Origin of the sequence: Sphingopyxis sp. Geo25 (assembly GCF_949769135.1) — a bacterium.
In the GTDB taxonomy this organism is placed as follows: domain Bacteria; phylum Pseudomonadota; class Alphaproteobacteria; order Sphingomonadales; family Sphingomonadaceae; genus Sphingopyxis.
Genome location: NZ_CATKOZ010000001.1, coordinates 617,432 through 632,835 on the forward strand (window position 1 = coordinate 617,432; position 15,404 = coordinate 632,835).

Genomic DNA, 15,404 nt, shown 5'->3' on the forward strand with positions numbered 1-15,404 from the left:
TTATCGGCGCCGTTGCGTCAGGCGTTGTAGGCGATCATGGCGGCGCGGTCGTGTAGCCGGCTGACGACCGCCCGGTGGATCCCGGGGGAGCAGGCGATGACACCGAAGGCTTGCGCGCGCGGCGTATTGAAGACCAGCGGTTCGCCGAAGGCGTCGGTGACGACGGCCCCGGCTTCGGTCGCAATCAGCGCCGCAGCGGCGACGTCCCACTCGAACCCCCAGCGCAGCGTCGCGACCAGGTCGGCGCGGTCGTCGGCGACGAGCGCCATGCGCAGCGCGATGCTGTTCGGCTTCGTCACCATGATCAGGTCGCGGTCGATCTTCGGCAGGCTGTCGGCGGGGACGCGCGATCCATCGAAGATCATCCGGCGGCTGGCGCGCAACGTTTCGCCGTTCAAGGTCGCACCCTTGCCCTTTTGCGCGACCCACAGCTCGTCGAGCGCGGGGGCATAGAGCACGCCGAGCTCGGGTTGGCCGTCGATCACCAGCGCGACCGACACGCACCAGCCGGGGCGGCCGCGGATGAAATCGCGCGTGCCGTCGATCGGGTCGACGCACCACATGGCGCGGCACGAGAGGCGGTCCTCATTGTCGGCGGTCTCTTCGGAGAGCCAGCCAGCCTCGGGGACCATCGCGCCGAGCACGGCCTTCAGCCGCGCATCGACGGCCAGGTCGACGTCGCTGACCGGATTGTCGTGCGACTTGTTCCAGACGTTGACCGCCTTGCCCTCGCCGCGCCAGCGCGCCATCGCCATATCGCCGACCTCGCGCGTCGCGGCGATCACGGCTTCGAGGTTGCGACCCGGCATCGGCGGCGGCTCAGCTGCTGGCGACGGTCATGCCGTCGATGCGCAGCGTCGGCACATTGGTGGCATGCCGGAATTCGAGGTCGTTCGCAGGGACCAGCGCGGCGAACATGTCGACCAGATTGCCCGCGATGGTGAATTCGGCGATCGGACCGGCGATTGCGCCGTCGCGGATCACGAAGCCCGAAGCGCCGCGGCTGTAATCGCCGGTGACGGGATTGACGCCCTGGCCGATGAGTTCGGTGACGTAGATGCCTTCCTTGATGTCGGCCATCAGCGCCTCGGGGCTCGGGCTGCCCGCGGCGAGGTGGAGGTTGCTCGCGCTCACCCCCGATGCACCGCCGCCGCGGCTGGCGTGGCCGGTGGGCGAAAGGCCGAGCTGCTTCGCCGAAGCGGTATCGAGCAGCCAGCCGGTGATCCTGCCGCCGGACACGATGTCCCGCGCTGCGGTCGGCAGACCTTCGCCGTCGAACGCCCGACTGCGCAGGCCGCGTGGACGGTGCGGCTCGTCGCGGATCAGGATGTTGCTGTCGAAGAGCGCCTGCTCCTCCTTGCCGAGCAGGAAGCTGGTGCCGCGCGCGATCGACGGACCCGCGATCGCGCCGAGCAGATGGCCGACGATGCTGCCGCCGACGCGCGGATCGATGATGACGGGGAGTTTGCCGACCGGCGCCTTGCCGGGATTGAGGCGGGCGACCGCGCGCGTCCCGGCGCGCGCGCCGATCTCGGCGGTGCTTTCAAGGTCGGCAAGGTGGTGCGCGCTGTGCCAGCCATAGTCGCGCTGCATCGAAGCGCCCTCGCCGGCGATCACGCTCGCCGACACGCTATGGCCGCTTGACCCATAGCCGCCGGCAAAGCCGTGGCTCGTGGCGAGCGCGAAGCGCGTGCGGCTGTGGCTCGCACTGCCGCCCTCGCTGTTGGTCACGCCGGTGATCGCGCGCGCGGCTTCCTCGACCGCGAGCGCGGCTTCGCGCAGCGCCTGCGGGTCGGGTTCGCTGCCGTCGTCGAGATCGAGATCGGGGACGGGCCCCTTGAACAGCAAGTCCTGCGGGGCGAGACCGGCATAGGGATCTTCGGGTGCCTCGCGCGCCATCGCGACACAGCGCTCGACGAGCTTGGCGAGTTCGCCCGCGTCCATGTCGGCGGTCGAGACGCTGGCGCTCCGCTGCCCGACGAAGACCCGCAGGCTGATATCCTGTCCTTCGGAGCGTTCGACATCCTCCAATGCGCCGAGGCGCATCGAGACCGAGGTCGCGGCATTGCAATAATAGAGCGCGTCGGCGGCGTCGGCGCCGGCTTTGGTCGCGGCGTCGCACAGCATCTGCGCGCGGTCTAGGGCTTCGGCAACGGTCAGCATCCGCGCGCCCTATACGGCGCGCGGGTCAGCGTCAAAAATTAAAGTCGATGATTTAGCGCGCGATCGCAGCGATAGCGTCGGTCGCCGCCATCGCTCCGCTGACCCAGAGAAAGGGCAGGATGAGTGCAGCCGCCCAAAGCCGACGCGTATCGCGGCGAAAGCGCTGATGAAGTCCGCGGCTCGCGAGGGCCTGGCGGCTGAGATGATACCAGCGCCGTTCGGTCATCCGCGCGATCGGCAGCGCGAGCGCGACGAGCATGATCAGCGCAACGATGATGAGCGCCGAAGGGGCGCCGGCCGAAACGGCGCTGGCGACGAGCCAGACCTGAAGCGCGGCGAAGGCGATGAGGGCGGCGGCGGCGTGAACGGTCATGCGGCGGCCAAGGCTGCGTGCCGGCGGTACGCTTGCAGTCGATCGGCGCCAGAGGCGCGGTCCGAACGTCGATGCCATGTTTTTCAGCCTCCCCGGCCGGCGATTCCCAGAAACCGCACGATTTGCCCCAAAAATTCCCAAGTCAAGACACTCTGCGCGCGATTCGTTAAAAAATGCATTCGATTCGTCCCGGATTCGCAACGAAATCGCGCCGGGGCGCCCAAATCGCTGCAAAAACGGTGATAATTGGCCCGATTTTTGCCCTCGGCGGGTTGCAGACGGTCGAGCGTGGAGCGCCGTTGGTCGAAGCCCTGCATCCAGAGGCCGGGGTCGTGCCGTCTAAGTTTCATCCACTCGCACGAAGCAATTGGGGAAATAGCATGCGTCATCTCGCCATTCTGGCCGCCCTCGCTCTTCCGCTCGCACCGGCCCTCGCCGCGGAGGGCGACCGGCCGGGAATCGAACCCAAGCCCGCGGCGCTGATCGCCGACGGGATCCCGGAGGTTCCGGCCGATATCACCGCGGCGACGCAGCCCTATATGGAAAATCGCAGCGCCAGCTTCGTCGGCTGGAACGAGGTCGATCGGTCGATGCTGATCGCGACGCGTTTCGGCAACACTGCGCAGATCCACCGCGTGGCGGCGCCGATGGGCGCGCGCCAGCAACTGACGTTCGAGGCCGAGCCGGTCGGCGTCGGCGCCTGGTCGCCGAAAAGCGCCCACATCATGCTGGTCCAGAAGGATGTCGGCGGGAACGAATTTTTCCAGATTTATGCGCTGAAGGACGGTCGGCTCGAACTGCTGACCGACGGCAAGAGCCGCAACGGATATAATGCCTGGAGCAGGGATGGCACGACACTCGCCTACACGTCGACGCGTCGCAACGGTCGCGACAGCGACATCTACCTCATCGATCCGCGCGATCGCGCGTCGAACAGGATGATTGCGCAGGTCGAGGGCGGCGGCTGGGCGGTCAATGACTTTTCTCCCGACATGCGCTGGGCGATCGTGTCGCAATATGTGTCTGTCGAGCAGGCCGACCTGTTCCGTCTTGATCTTGCCAGCGGTGCGCTTACGCCGATCGGCGATCACAAGAAGGCGATAGCGCAGCGCGGTGCCGAATTTGCACCCGACGGCACGATCTGGCTGACGAGCGATGAAGGGTCGGATTTCCAGCGGCTCGGTACGCTGGACCCGGCAAGCGGCAAGTTCACCGCGAAGGGCCCCGCCGAAAAATGGGACGTCACCAGCTTCAACATCGCCGACGACGGCAGTTTCATCGCCTATGTCGTCAACGAAGCGGGCATGTCGAAGCTGCGGCTGCTCGATCCGAAGAGCGGAGCGGTGCGCACGGTGGACCTGCCGGCGGGTGTCATCGGCGGGGTGAGCATCGCGCCATGGGGCGAGGTTGGTTTCAGCTTCACCTCGGCGCGCAGCGCGACCGATGCGTATAGCGTCGACCCGAAGACGCTGAAGGTCACGCGCTGGACGCAGAGCGAGACCGGCGGGCTCGACGTCACGCGGAATGTCGAACCCGAGCTGGTCAAGGTAAAGAGCTTCGACGGGCTGGAAGTGTCGGGTTTCCTCTACCGTCCCGACCCCGCGAAATTCCCCGGCAAGCGTCCGCTGATCATGAGCGTCCACGGCGGCCCTGAAAGCCAGTCGCGTCCGGGCTTCATAGGCCGCAACAATTATCTGCTCAACGAAATGGGGGTGGCGCTCTTCTATCCCAATGTTCGCGGTTCGACCGGCTACGGCAAGACCTTCGTCGGGCTCGACAACGGTCCGTTCAAACGCGAGGACAGCGTCAAGGACATGGGCGCCTTTCTCGACAGCCTCGCGAAGGACAGGGGGCTCGATGCGAGCCGTTTCGGCCTGACCGGCGGCAGCTATGGGGGGTATATGTGCTATGCCGCCGCGACCCATTTTGCCGACAAGCTGCGCGCGAACCTGTGCGTCGTCGCGATCTCCAGTTTCGTGACCTTCCTCGAGAATACGCAGGAATATCGCCGCGACCTGCGCCGCGTCGAATATGGCGACGAGCGCGTGCCTGCGCAGCGCAAGAAACTGATGGAAATCTCGCCGCTGACCCGCGTTTCGGAGATCAGCAAGCCGATGTTCGTCGTCACGGGCGCGAACGACCCGCGCGTGCCGGCGTCGGAGGCCGATCAGATCGTCGCGGCAGTGCGCGCCAAGGGCGGCACGGCGTGGCACCTCGTCGGCACCAACGAGGGGCATGGCTTCGCGAAGAAGGAAAATGCCGATTATCAATTCTGGACGTCGCTGATCTTCTGGCAGAAATATCTGCTCGATTGACGGTGATGCCTTGACCCGGCGCGGGGCCGGCGATTAGCGCTTTCGGCGGATTTCAGCCGAAGGAGATGCGATGCGCCGGCCCAAGCTGCTGGATACGATGCGCGACTACAGCTGGCCGCTGTTTCGCGCCGACGCTCTGGCCGGGATCAGCGTCGCGCTCGTCGCCCTGCCGCTGTGCATCGCGATCGCCATCGCGTCGGGCAGCACGCCCTTCGTCGGACTCGTCACCGCGATTATCGGTGGCTTCATCATCTCCGCGACCAGCGGCAGCAGGGTCCAGATCGGCGGGCCGACCGGCGCCTTCATCGTCGTCGTCTATGGCGTGATCCAAAGTCACGGCATGGACGGGCTGATCGTCGCGACGATCATGGCCGGGATCATCCTGGTGATCGCGGGCTTCTTTCGCGCCGGCCGGCTGATCGCGCTGGTCCCCGAGCCGGTGATCGACGGCTTTACCATCGGGATTGCGGCGATCATCGCGGTCAGCCAGTTTCAGGATGCGCTTGGCCTGTCGGCGGGCAAGGTTCCGGCCGACATGATCCCGAAGCTGGAGGCGCTGTGGGCGGCGCGTGCGACCCTGAGTCCCGCGGCGCTCGGCATCACCGCCGCGACGATCGCCGCTATCCTGCTGCTGCGCCGCTGGCGCCCACGCTGGCCGGTGCTGGTGATCGCGGTCGGGTTCGCGTCGCTCGCGGTGTTATGGTTGCATCTTCCCGTCGATACCGTCGGATCGCGCTTCGGCAGTTTGCCGACCGGCCTGCCGGCGCCGCACTGGCCGCAGGTGACGACAGATCGCATCGTCGTGCTGCTGCCCTCGGCCTTCACCATCGCCTTTCTCGCCGGCGTTGAGTCCCTGCTCTCGGCGATCGTCGCCGACCGTATGTTCGGCGGCCATCACCGGCCGAGTGCCGAGCTGCTGGCGCAGGGCTATGCCAATATCGTCACGCCGCTGTTCGGCGGGCTGCCGGTGACCGGCGCGATCGCGCGCACCGCGACCAACGTCCGGGCAGGCGGGCGGACGCCGGTCGCGGGTATGGTCCATGCGCTGGTGATCCTGGCTGTGGTGCTCGTTGCCGGGAAGCTGGCGGGCGCGCTGGCGCTGCCCGCGCTTGCGGCTGTGTTGCTCGTCACCGCGCTCAACATGGCCGAGCCCGAGAAATGGCGCGAGCATCTGGCGCTCCCGAAAGAAGACCTGCTGCTGCTCGTGTTGACCCTGCTGCTGACCGTCTTCGCGGACCTCACGATCGCGATCGGCGTCGGGGTCGCGCTCGGGTTGTTGCTGCGCTGGGGGAAAGGGCGCGCGTCGGCGCCCTGGACGCCGCGCGGCCGCTGACCGGTCAATTCTTCGGCGGAACCGGCAGCTCGCCCGCGTCGACATCGGGCGTAGCCGGGGCAGGGGCCTGACCGCTCGCCTGACGCTCGAGTTCTGCCGCCGCCTTCTGCCGTTCGGCGAGCGCCTTCTCCTCGGCGGTTACCGCCGCCTCGACCTCGGCCGCCGCCGCGTCGATGCCTGCGAGGCGCTTGGCGCGCTCGTCGGCGATCATCGTCTGCCAGTCGGTCTTGTCCGCCGCCCTCTGCTCGGCCTTGGCGCCCGCGACGAGTTGCTGGGTGCAGCCGGTAAAGCCGCCGAGCCCGACGGGCGAGCAGCTGTCGGTGCCGAACCGGCCGACGCGTTCCATCGAGGTCACGCGATTGAGCCACGCCTGGTTGCGCGGGTCGAGCGGGTCGCCGCCGCGGAAGATCTGCGGCACACGATAACGGTCCTGTTCGGGCAGGCGGTTGCAGACGACGATCTCGTCGGGGCTCGATGACTCGCACTTGTCCTGACCGTACACGATGACCTGGTTGATCTTTTCGGCATTGGTCGTGTCGGCGTCCTGCGCGGCGGCAGGAAGCGCGGCGAAGCTGCTGGCAAGAAAGAGCGCGGCGAGCGGCAGGCGGGTCATCAGTTTATCCTTCATCCTGTTTTGGCGGGCTTGGCACCATAAGCCTGCATCCGTGCTGAACGGGCAGGATTGTTCGAATTCTATCAGATACGCTTCGACAGCGCGATGGCTGCGCGGCAACCGGCGCGGATTGCGAGGCTGAGCAGCGGATAGCCGGGCGCGCTTTCGGCACCGGCCGCGAGCGCCGTTTCCTTATGCTCCAGTTCCTCGGCGCGGAAATCCTCGACCGCGGCACTGAGTTCGGGGTCGCTATCGCCGAGCTCGTCCAGCTGGTGCCGATAATGGCGGTCGATCTCGGTCTCGACCGCGGCAGTACACGCCATCGCAGCGCGCGGACCCATCGCGGCAGTGACCGCGCCGAGCGCGAAGCCCGCGACGTTCCACACCGGCTGCAGGGCGGTCGGGCGCACGCCACGCCGCGCGACCATCGCGTCGAAGAATTTGCGATGCCGCTCTTCCTGTTCGGCCATATGCGCGATTTCGCGCGCCATCGGGTGACGGTCTCCCATCACCGCGAGCTGGCCGGCGTAGATGCGCGTCGCGCCATATTCGCCCGCCTGATCGACGCGGATCATCGATGCGTTTTTCGTCGGCTTGCTCATGCTGCCGATGTGCGCCCGCGGCGGAGCAAGGTCAAGACGAGCGCGGCGGCGGCAGCCGAGAATATCGCGTTGAAACCCGCGAGCGAAATGCCGGCGAGGGTCCATTGCGGGACGTCGCAGCGCGTGATCGGGGCGGCCATGATATCGTCGAGCGTGATCGGGCCGGTGACGCCGGTGCTGCACGTCGTCAGTCCCTGCCAAAGGCCATATTCGACCCCGGCATGGAAGACGCCGATCGCGCCGCTGATCGCAATCGCGATCGCGGCGAGCAGAGTCAGCGTGCGCATCGCACCGTCATTCCTGCGCAGCAGCAGCGCGAGCAGCGCGAGTATGATGGCCGCCTGGTGCGGCCAGCGCTGCCAATAGCACATCTCGCACGGATGAAGGCCGAAGCCGAACTGCGAGACGAGCGCACCGCCATACAGGAGCAACGGCGCGGCGAGCGCGACGAACGGCGCGGCGAGACGCGATTTCAACATTGCGACCCCTCGAAAACTGTCAGTTGCGCGCGGTCGGCTTGGCGGCCGGCTTTACCGGCGGCTTGCCGCCCTGCGCCATACGCGGCGCGTTCGGGCCGATCCGCCCGATTGTCTGCAGCGCATAGTAAAGCTGATAATCGTCGATACCCTTCGCCTTCAGGTCGGTGGCGCTCGCGGTGAAGCGCGGGTCGTCCTTCTCGTCCTTTTCGAGCAGGCTGTTGTCGACCTTCTTCTCGTTGATCAGGTGGCGGCGAAGGTCGCTCTCGCGGAAGCGTGGACGGTTCTTGTAATCGGGGTCCGAAAGCTGCGGCACACGGATGTCGGGCTCGATCCCGCCTTCCTGTACGCTGCGGCCCGACGGGGTGTAATAGCGTGCGGTGGTGAGACGAAGCGCGGTCGTGTCGGTCAGCGGCAGCACCGTCTGCACCGATCCCTTGCCGAAGCTGCGTTCGCCCATGATGACCGCGCGATGCTGGTCCTGGAGCGCGCCTGCCACGATTTCGGAGGCCGAGGCCGAGCCGGCGTCGATCAGCACGATCACCGGCGCGCCGCCGGTCATGTCGCCCGTTTCGGCGAAATAGCGTTCGATGTCGCCCTTCTTGCGCCCGCGCTGCGACACGATCTCGCCGCGGTCGAGGAACAGGTCGCTGACGCCGACTGCTTCGTCGAGCAGCCCGCCAGGGTTCGACCGGAGATCGAGCACCCAGCCGCGCGGTTTGCGGCCCAGCGATTTTTCGACCGAGACCATGGCCGATTTGAGGTCGCGGGTCGCGTCGGCGGAGAAGCTGGTGATCGTCAGCACGCCGACGTCATCCTTCACTTCCCACTTCACCGGCTTCACGTCGATGATTTCGCGCGTCAGCGACATTTCGATCGGCTTGTCCTGGCCTTCGCGCACGACGGTAATGTCGATCTTCGTGCCCGGACGCCCGCGCATCTGCTCGACCGCCTCGTCGAGCGTGAGCCCGAAAATCAGTTCCTTGTTGATGTGGGTGATATAATCGCCGGCCTTGATGCCCGCGCGTTCGGCGGGCGTGTCGGCGGTCGGGGCGATCACCTTGACGACGCCGTCCTCCATGGTGACCGACAGGCCGAGCCCGCCATATTCGCCGTCGGTCTGCGTGCGCAGGTTCGAATAGTCGCGCGCGTCGAGATATCCCGAATGCGGGTCGAGGCTGGCGAGCATCCCGTTGATCGCGCCCTCGATCAGCTTGTCGTCGCTGACGGGTTCGACATAGTTGGATTTGACCTCGAGAAAGACGTCCATGAAGCGCGAGATTTCTTCCTGCGTCGACGCATCCACCGTCGCCATCGCCCCGGTCGCGAGCGGGACGAGCGCGAGGGTCGAGAAGGCAGCGGCGCCCTGCCACAGCGCGAAGCGGCGCTTGGGGGAGGCTTGGGTCTTGGTCGATTCGGTCATGGTCGTCTTTCAATCCGCGAGGAAGCACCTCGCCTTATAAATCCCGGCCGTCCATCGTCCTATGGATTTATGAGGCCGTCAAGCGCTCATCCCGATACGGGGCAGGCCCCGAACGGGCGATTAACGCGCGTCTCAGCCGAGCATCGCCACGATATCGACCGGGCGGCCGGCCCGGCGCAATTCGACGGTGATCCGGCTGTCCTGCGATCCCGCGCGGCCGACCGGCGTCCCGGCGTCGAGCGTATCGCCGACCCCGACCGACAGCGCGATCATTCCGGTGACGAGCGAGGTCCAGCCCCCGCCATGGTCGATGATCACGATCTTGCCATAACCGCGATAATCGCCAGCAAAGCTCACCCGGCCGGGAGCGGGCGCGACCACCTGCCCGCCGGGGCGCGCGGCGATGGTGATACCGCGCGATCGGACGCCGCTTTCATTGACCTCGCCAAGCCCGGCGACGATGCGCCCCACGACGGGCAGGCGGTAAGCGCCGCGCGCAAGCTCGGCTTCGGCCGGAGCGGGCGGCGCGGCGATCATCGCCGCGCTCGTCGGATCGCGCGGACGGGGCAGGGGGCCGGCGAGTTCGGCAAGTTCGCCGCGCGTCGCGCTGTCGATCTCCAGCGTGTCCATCAGGTCGACGATGTCGCGCGCCTTTTCGCCGAGTCCGAGCGCGCGGTCGGCCTCGAGCTGCGCGCTGCTCATCAGCTCGCGCGAGCGGAGGCGGCCTTCATTCTCGAGCCGCGTCAGCGCGTCGCGGCGCTGCGCGAGCTGGGTCTTGCTGGCGGCGAGGGCCTTCAGGGCGATCGCCTGCTGGGTCTTCGTCGCGCGCAATTGCACGAGTTCGCGGCGGACCCCTGCGGTGCGCTGCGCGATCACGGGCATCGCGGCGTCGAGCACCGCGCGCGCATGGACCATGTCGGCGAGCGAGCCCGGCTGCGCGAGGACGCTGACGGGCGGCTGGCGCGACAGTTGCTGGAGCGCCGCGGTGAGTTCGAGCAGAGGCTGGCGCTGTTCGGCAAGACGCGCTTCCTGCGCCGCGACACGCCGGCTCACCAGCGCGACGCGCGCTTCGCCCGCGTTGATATCGGCCTCCGCGGACTGGATGCGCGCGGCGAGCGCGGCGCTGCGTTTCTTCAGCCGGTCGGCTTCGCTCCGCGCGGCAGTCGCCTGCGCTTCGAGCGCGGCGCTGCGTTCCATCGCCTCGGCGGATTGCTGCTTGGCGGTCAGGAGTTGCTGGCGCTCGTTCGCGGCGATCGCGTCGGGATCGAAAACGTCGCTTTGTGCGATGGCGAGTGCCCCGCCCGCGACCGTCACGGCCAGCGCCAGCGTCGCCAGTGCCCGCCTCATTGCCGTCCCTCGCGATGATAGGGGTGACCGGCGACGATGCTGGTCGCGCGCCACAATTGTTCGGCGAGCATCGCGCGCGCCATCAGGTGCGGCCAGGTTGCGCGGCCAAAGGCAATCACCTTGTCGGCGCCCTCGCGCTCGTCGGGCGTGAAGCCGTCCGCCGCGCCGAGGCAGAAGCGCACTTCGCGGACGCCGCCATCGCGCCACTTTTCGAGGAGTTTGGCAAATTCGAGGGAAGAGAGCTGCTCGCCGCCCTCGTCGAGCAATATGGTGCGGCTGTTCTCTGCCGCGGCGGGCGCACGACCGCCGGTGTCGGGAAGCTCCGAAATCTTCTGCGCCCAGGTCACGCGCTTCATGTAGCGCTCGACGAGCTCGGCCTCGGGCCCCCGCCCGATACGCCCGCGCGCGATGATGTGCAGCAACATGACGTCTTCGTTCACCTTCGGTGAAAGCGGCACCAGCCCGCTCCCCCACCCGGCCTCCCCAACGATAGTAGCCTATGGGAGGCCGGGTGGGGGAGCGGGCTGGTGCCGCTTCTGTTCGGGCTTTAGGCCGAACAGAACAAGGACGTCAATTTACCGCGGCAACCGGCGGCGCGTCGCCGAACGACCACATGCGCTCGAGGTTGTAGAAGCTGCGCACTTCGGGGCGGAACAGATGGACGATCACGTCGCCCGAATCGATCAGCACCCAGTCGGCGTTCGGCAGGCCCTCGACGCGGACGTGGCGGCCCGTTTCCTGCTTGATGCGCTGCGCCAGCTTGTCGGCGATCGCCGACACATGACGCGTCGACCGGCCGCTGGCGATCACCATATGATCGGCGATGCTGCTCTTGCCGGCAAGCGGGATGGAGATGGTTTCCTGGGCCTGATCCTCGTCGAGCTGGTGGAGGATCAGCGCGTGGAGTGCTTCCACGCTGTCGTCCGAAGACGTAGGGGCGGTTGCGGCGCCGGGCGCGGCATCCTTACTGGCGGCTATCAAGCTTTTTCATTCCTTTCATCCATGGCCAGCCGCGAATGCGTGACGGGGTCGCGCATTGCGCGGCCTGCATAGCTCTCGAACCAGCGGGGGTTGGCCTGCCGTATTGCAGTTGCGGATCGCACATCGGGCGAAAAACGCAGGAACACGAGGGCAGGCGGTCTCCAGTCTGTCCATCGACATCTCTGGTCCGCGGGCCGGACAAAGCGCCGCAGCCATCCCATCGCCTTCGCAGCGTGGGTCCGACCGTTATAGCCCGGACGCGCGACAACCGCAATCGGGATCAAGCGTGCGATCTCCCGCCAGTCGCGCCATTCGGGCAATTGGGCGAGGTTGTCGGCACCCATGATCCAGATGAACTGCCGGTTCGGGTAACGGCGGACGAGCTTCTTCAGGGTGTCGACGGTGTAGCGTGTGCCGAGTTCGGCCTCGATCGCGGTCGCGCGAATCGGCGATCGGCGGGCCATGCGCTGCGCCGAGCCGAGGCGGGCAGGAAGCGGGGCCATGCCTTTCGCCGGCTTCAGCGGATTGCCCGGCGAGACGAGCCACCACAGTTCGTCGAGTCCCAGCGCATCGATCGCGTTGAGGCTGATCGAGCGATGGCCCCCGTGCGCGGGGTTGAAACTGCCGCCGAGGAGGCCGGTGGTGATCATCACGGCGTCTCGCCGCCTTCAATTACGGGAATGGTCGTGCAGAGAATTTCGTTGCCATCCTCGCTCATTGCATGACGCATGAGCCCCCGCGCAACGAGATCCTTTTCGATCAAACGGAAGTCGAATTTCATGTGCGTCTCGACCTGCGCATCGCACCATTTGGCAAAGGGGGTCGCCGCCATGCATCCATTAAGCGCGGCGAGTTCGATCGGCGAAAACTTCTTCTGCAATGCCTCGACACCGCGCGCTTCGGCAAAATTGGCGTAGGCTATACCATAGGAGTTCATGTTGACGATCGACGGTAGGGAGCGTGATTGCTCGTCCACCCCATCGATCTGTTTGTTCAACAACCGGAAATTGGTCCGCACCGCATCTGGCGGGACGGAGAAGCAATTGTGCGGCAGGTCGATGGTCGACAGCGGCGGGTGCTCGCCAACATGCAGGCGGTGATGAGCGGCTTCGATCTGGATTGCAATACGAGCCTCGACTTGCGCGGCATCACTGCGGGAAGACAGAAGGGGAAGTAGGTCACGACCTATCGACCAACAAAAGGGCGCGGCGGCGATGACGACGGCAAGGAGCAGCAATTTAATCAGGCGTCGCATAGCAGCCCGGCAGTTTGTCGCTCAAGGCCGGGCCTGCCCCGTGCCGCGCACCAGCCACTTGTACGTCGTGAGCCCCTCGAGCGCGACCGGGCCGCGCGCATGGAGGCGGCCGGTTGCGATGCCGATTTCGGCGCCGAGGCCGAATTCGCCGCCATCGGCGAATTGCGTCGAGGCGTTGTGCATGACGATCGCGCTGTCCACTTCAGCGAGGAAGCGCTCGGCCGTCTCGCTGTTCTCGGTGACGATCGCGTCGGTATGGCGGCTCGAATGCGCGTCGATATGCGCGAGCGCGCCATCGAGGCCGTCGACGAGCGCAATCGAGACGATCGCATCGAGATATTCGGTGTCCCAGTCGCCCGCCGCTGCGGTCTCGACATGCGCGCTCAGCGCCGCGACACCCTTGTCGCCGCGCACTTCGCAGCCCGCCGCGATCAGCGCGTCGACGATCGCGAGCGGGGCGGGGTAGGCGCGATCGATCAGGATCGTTTCGGTCGCGCCGCAGACGCCGGTGCGACGCATCTTTGCGTTGACCGCAAGTTCGACCGCCTTCGCCGGATCGGCGGCCGCGTCGATATAGAGATGGTTGATCCCGTCGAGGTGCGCGAGCACGGGCACGCGCGCCTCGTCCTGCACCCGCGCGACAAGACCCTTGCCGCCGCGCGGAATGATGATGTCGATCAGTCCCTGCGCGCGGAGCAGTGCGCCGACCGCCGCGCGGTCCTGCACGGGCACGAGTTGCACCGCGTCGGCGGGCAGGCCGCTTGCCTCCAGACCCGCCGCCATCGCGGCATGGATTGCGCGGTTGCTGTGCACCGCCTCGCTGCCGCCGCGCAGGATCACGGCGTTGCCCGACATCAGGCCGAGCGCCGCGGCATCGGCGGTCACATTGGGGCGGCTTTCATAGATGATGCCGACGACGCCGAGCGGGACGCGCACGCGGCTGAGTTCCATGCCGTTGGGCCGGGTGGCGCGGTCAATCTCGCGCCCGACCGGGTCGGCAAGACCCGCGACATCCTCGACCGCGTCGGCGATTGCCGCGAGGCGCCCCTCGTCGAGCCGCAGCCGGTCGAGCATCGCCGACGACAGGCCGGCGGTCTTGCCCGCGTCCATATCCCGCGCATTGGCCGCGAGAATCGCCGGTGCCTGAGCGCGCAATTCGGCTGCGGCGGCGCGCAGTGCGGCCGCTTTTGCGCCGGTCGGTGCGACGGCCAGGATCTTTGCGACGACGCGCGCGCGCGCGCCCATTTCGGCGATCAGCGCATCGGCATCGATAAGGCGCGGCGTGGCAAGGGCTTCGGCGGTCATGACGCCGCCCCTACCATGTTTTGCTTGGACCCCGAAAGCCCCGTTGCACGCCGCCGCGCGCGCCACTAGTCAGGGCGCATGAGCGGGGATATCGAGAGCATCGGGGGGGCGATCACGGCCGGGCTGGCGGGCGCGGCGGTCGAGCCGAAACATGGCGGCCCGGCGGGGCATGAGGGTCTCCGGTGCCTCAACTGCGGGACCAGTCTCGTCGGCTCGCACTGTCATCGCTGCGGGCAGAGGGCCGATGTCCATCGCAGCTTCGGGGCGATCGGGCACGACCTTGTCCATGCGATCTTCCATTTCGAGGGCAAGCTCTGGAACACGCTGCCGCTGCTGACATGGCGCCCGGGCGACCTGACGCGCCGCTATATCCACGGTGAACGCGCGCGTTTCATCTCGCCGCTGGCGCTGTTCCTCTTTGCGGTGTTCCTGACCTATGCGGTGCTGGCGATGGTCGGCAGCGGCGGGGTCAGCGAAGGGCTCAGCAAGGCGGCCGCGGAACAGACCCGCACCACCGCGATCAAGGACAGTATGCAGGAGGAAGTCGACCGGATCGACGCCGAGCTTGCAAAAGCCGACCTGCCGCGGGCGGATCGCCGGAAGCTGGAGCAGGAACGCGAAATCCTTCAGAAAAGTGCCGATTATCTGGGCATCTCGCGGAGCCGCAGCGAAGCCGAACGGGACGCCGAGAGCGCCGCGGGGCCGCCGGTGCTGAACGATCCGAAGCAGCAGGTCGCGAGTGGCGCCGACTTCATCACGCGCAACAAGGTCAACACCGGTGTGCCCTTCATCGATCACGGTCTGGAGAAGGCTTTCGCCAACCCCGCCCTGATCCTCTACAAGCTTCAGGCGAACGCCTATAAATTCGCTTGGGCGCTGATCCCGCTGTCGCTGCCTTTCATGTGGCTGCTTTATCCCTTCAGCCGCCGCTTCCACACCTATGACCATTTCGTCTTTGTCACTTACTCGATCAGCTTCATGCTGCTCCTGTTCGTCGCGGTGCGGCTCCTGAACCTCACGATCTTCGGCGATGTCGCGACCTTCGTCGCGATGTTCTATGTCCCGTTCCATATGTACCGGCAGCTTCGCGGCGCCTATCGTTCGTCGCGGTTGGGGGCGCTGACGCGCGCGACCCTTCTGCTCTTTTTCAGCCTGTTTTCGGTGATCATGTTCATGCTGCTGCTGCTCGCGCTCGGGTTCAGCGGCTAGTCGGCAGTC

The 15,404-nt window shown here is 66.8% G+C and carries 16 protein-coding genes; 3 read left to right on the forward strand and 13 right to left on the reverse strand.

The window, feature by feature from the left end:
• Positions 1-17: 17 nt before the first annotated feature.
• From QOL68_RS03150 to QOL68_RS03160, 3 genes are read right to left on the reverse strand one after another with little or no spacing between them, the layout of a single operon-like run.
• Complete coding sequence (locus QOL68_RS03150) at positions 18-809, reverse strand: inositol monophosphatase family protein (RefSeq protein ID WP_058454485.1); 792 nt, start codon at positions 807-809, stop codon at positions 18-20.
• Positions 810-819: 10 nt separating this feature from the next.
• Positions 820-2,163 (reverse strand): TldD/PmbA family protein, encoded by a 1,344-nt coding sequence (locus QOL68_RS03155; RefSeq protein ID WP_282946877.1) that lies wholly within the window; start codon positions 2,161-2,163, stop codon positions 820-822.
• A 52-nt stretch (positions 2,164-2,215) separates the two neighbouring features.
• A complete protein-coding gene (locus tag QOL68_RS03160) occupies positions 2,216-2,614 on the reverse strand; it encodes a hypothetical protein (protein ID WP_058454483.1) in 399 nt (132 codons plus the stop codon).
• Between the two features lie 302 nt (positions 2,615-2,916).
• Here QOL68_RS03160 and QOL68_RS03165 point away from each other — a divergent pair, with 302 nt between their 5' ends.
• Together QOL68_RS03165 and QOL68_RS03170 are read left to right on the forward strand one after the other, a co-directional pair.
• Positions 2,917-4,851, forward strand: coding sequence for a S9 family peptidase (locus QOL68_RS03165; RefSeq protein WP_282946879.1), 1,935 nt, complete (start codon positions 2,917-2,919; stop codon positions 4,849-4,851).
• Between the two features lie 70 nt (positions 4,852-4,921).
• The gene (locus QOL68_RS03170) at positions 4,922-6,184 is read left to right on the forward strand and encodes a SulP family inorganic anion transporter (protein ID WP_282946881.1); all 1,263 of its coding nucleotides are present in this window, start codon (positions 4,922-4,924) and stop codon (positions 6,182-6,184) included.
• 4 nt (positions 6,185-6,188) lie between these two features.
• On the opposite strand, the gene QOL68_RS03175 is transcribed toward QOL68_RS03170, so the two are convergent.
• The 10 genes from QOL68_RS03175 to QOL68_RS03220 all read right to left on the reverse strand — a co-directional run bounded on the left by QOL68_RS03175 (position 6,189) and on the right by QOL68_RS03220 (position 14,186).
• On the reverse strand, positions 6,189-6,797 hold the full coding sequence (locus QOL68_RS03175; protein WP_282946883.1) for a hypothetical protein: 609 nt from the start codon (positions 6,795-6,797) through the stop codon (positions 6,189-6,191).
• Between the two features lie 83 nt (positions 6,798-6,880).
• The gene (locus tag QOL68_RS03180; RefSeq protein WP_282946885.1) at positions 6,881-7,399 is read right to left on the reverse strand and encodes a demethoxyubiquinone hydroxylase family protein; all 519 of its coding nucleotides are present in this window, start codon (positions 7,397-7,399) and stop codon (positions 6,881-6,883) included.
• A complete protein-coding gene (locus QOL68_RS03185) occupies positions 7,396-7,878 on the reverse strand; it encodes a disulfide bond formation protein B (RefSeq protein ID WP_282946887.1) in 483 nt (160 codons plus the stop codon). The genes QOL68_RS03180 and QOL68_RS03185 overlap by 4 nt, the downstream gene beginning before the upstream one ends.
• Positions 7,879-7,897: 19 nt before the next feature.
• Positions 7,898-9,298 (reverse strand): S41 family peptidase, encoded by a 1,401-nt coding sequence (locus QOL68_RS03190; RefSeq protein ID WP_058454478.1) that lies wholly within the window; start codon positions 9,296-9,298, stop codon positions 7,898-7,900.
• Positions 9,299-9,430: 132 nt separating this feature from the next.
• Entirely contained in the window at positions 9,431-10,645 is a 1,215-nt protein-coding gene (locus QOL68_RS03195; RefSeq protein WP_282946890.1) for a murein hydrolase activator EnvC family protein, read from the reverse strand.
• On the reverse strand, positions 10,642-11,070 hold the full coding sequence (locus tag QOL68_RS03200; RefSeq protein ID WP_282948251.1) for a 23S rRNA (pseudouridine(1915)-N(3))-methyltransferase RlmH: 429 nt from the start codon (positions 11,068-11,070) through the stop codon (positions 10,642-10,644). The genes QOL68_RS03195 and QOL68_RS03200 overlap by 4 nt, the downstream gene beginning before the upstream one ends.
• Before the next feature lie 145 nt (positions 11,071-11,215).
• Positions 11,216-11,626: a ribosome silencing factor gene (rsfS, locus tag QOL68_RS03205; protein ID WP_082657548.1), complete on the reverse strand. Its 411-nt coding sequence runs from the start codon at positions 11,624-11,626 to the stop codon at positions 11,216-11,218.
• Complete coding sequence (locus QOL68_RS03210; protein WP_282948252.1) at positions 11,623-12,276, reverse strand: nicotinate-nucleotide adenylyltransferase; 654 nt, start codon at positions 12,274-12,276, stop codon at positions 11,623-11,625. Before QOL68_RS03210 ends, rsfS begins: the two co-directional genes overlap by 4 nt.
• Positions 12,276-12,881 (reverse strand): hypothetical protein, encoded by a 606-nt coding sequence (locus tag QOL68_RS03215; protein WP_282946893.1) that lies wholly within the window; start codon positions 12,879-12,881, stop codon positions 12,276-12,278. The genes QOL68_RS03210 and QOL68_RS03215 overlap by 1 nt, the downstream gene beginning before the upstream one ends.
• Positions 12,882-12,902: 21 nt before the next feature.
• Entirely contained in the window at positions 12,903-14,186 is a 1,284-nt protein-coding gene (locus tag QOL68_RS03220; protein WP_282946895.1) for a glutamate-5-semialdehyde dehydrogenase, read from the reverse strand.
• Positions 14,187-14,264: 78 nt separating this feature from the next.
• Between QOL68_RS03220 and QOL68_RS03225 the strand changes: the two genes are divergently transcribed.
• Complete coding sequence (locus QOL68_RS03225) at positions 14,265-15,395, forward strand: DUF3667 domain-containing protein (RefSeq protein ID WP_282946897.1); 1,131 nt, start codon at positions 14,265-14,267, stop codon at positions 15,393-15,395.
• Positions 15,396-15,404: the final 9 nt, after the last annotated feature.